This window comes from Bradyrhizobium sp. BRP56 (genome assembly GCF_020194035.1).
Taxonomy (GTDB): domain Bacteria; phylum Pseudomonadota; class Alphaproteobacteria; order Rhizobiales; family Xanthobacteraceae; genus Bradyrhizobium; species Bradyrhizobium australafricanum.
Window position 1 is genome coordinate 1 of record NZ_JADYVV010000163.1, and the last position, 1,483, is coordinate 1,483.

At 61.0% G+C, this 1,483-nt stretch carries 1 protein-coding gene; it reads right to left on the reverse strand.

The features are described from left to right. Window positions 1-12: 12 nt before the first annotated feature. The gene (locus I6F38_RS43160) at window positions 13-1,230 is read right to left on the reverse strand and encodes an IS4 family transposase (RefSeq protein ID WP_225164679.1); all 1,218 of its coding nucleotides are present in this window, start codon (window positions 1,228-1,230) and stop codon (window positions 13-15) included. Window positions 1,231-1,483 lie beyond the last annotated feature (253 nt).

Genomic DNA, 1,483 nt, shown 5'->3' on the forward strand with positions numbered 1-1,483 from the left:
GCACTAGTGCATCTACACGTTTGTCGGGCCATTTGCGAGGATTTGGAAGCGGGCCATTCCGGTGTGGAAGGTGATTGGTCCAGGTGGACGGTGGGAGGCGTAGCCGGTCCATCCGCCGAGTTTTGCGATGATCCATGCCGCCCAAGCAAGAGTGTTGGGGCGATGGTGGTTTTTCTGAAGCTCGGTGCGACCTTTCATGGTTTTGTTGATGGCCCTGAGCGTCTCGATCTCTTCTGCGGTGAAGACAAATTCAGCCGGCAATTCTTCGCCACTGTTGCGGGCCTGAACGAGTTGAATGACGATACATGCCGCTCTGGTGGCGACCGCCACGAGCTTGATCAGGCCTTCGGCGCTCTCGATCTGACTATCCTCGATGCGCAAACCCTGGCTCTTCAGCGAGCGAAAGAGTTGCTCAATGATCCAGCGCTGGCGGTACCAGGAGACGATCTGCCAGGCGTCTTTAACGGTGGCGACCGGATGAGTGGTCAGGAGCAGCCAGCGAATGGGCTCCGCACCTCTCGGCGGATGCAACTCGACCACTTCTACGAAGCTGAGTTTGATGCCCTCCGCCAAGTTGGTGACGCCGGGCCTCTGCGGCCGCTTGAGCACGACGGTTCCGAAGCGCATCGAGAGATGGGCCTGCCGGCCGCGCCGATCCATTCGCTGCGGCAGATCGATCACCGCGTTGTCGCAGAAGCGGCTCCGCTCGACCGCCTGATAAAGTGTGTCGCCATCGACCAGCGCATGGTCGTGCATGGCACGCGACAGAAGATGGACATTCTCAGCTGGCGTCAGCGCCCAGTGAGCAAAGAAATCCCCCTCGCGGTCGTTGACGACGGTGATCATGCGGGCATCTGCCAGGACGTCGCGGCCTTGCTCGGCGGCCGTCACCCAGCGCGCCGACTCCTTGTCGACCAAGGCGCGCCGCTCATGCGGGATTTTTACCTTGCCTTTGCGCGTCCAAACGTTGCCGCCAGTAAGGCCAAGACAGACCCCGCTGTCGGCATCCACCGCCATCATCGCATGCAACAGCACGCCGCGAGCATTGCCCTTGCCGACTTTGCCCAGCCCGCGCCGCCGTCCCGCCTGGGTCTGGAACTTGACCTCGCTCGTATCCTGGATCGCCAGCACATGACGCCCGCTGACCGCAGTCCGCGTCTGCGCGCTCCAGCCCTCAATCAATTTATCGATCGTGACTTGGGGGTTGTTCACAAACCGCCAGAACGCCATATTGGCAGCCCAATCGCCCCGGGCCATCTGGCGCAAGCAGACGCTGCGCGTGCAAAGCATAGCCCGCAGAAGCGCCGCCCCCTTTTGTCGAGACGAACGTCCCCGAACTCACCCAAAGACAAATCCGGCTGCATCGCTGGCGCTCCTTCGAATCAAAGCGCCAGTGAGAGAATCATACAACATGCTGCAGAGACGCCACTTCTTGCTGCACCGAGTCAATCTGTCGCGCCCCAAAACCGTGTAGACACGCTAG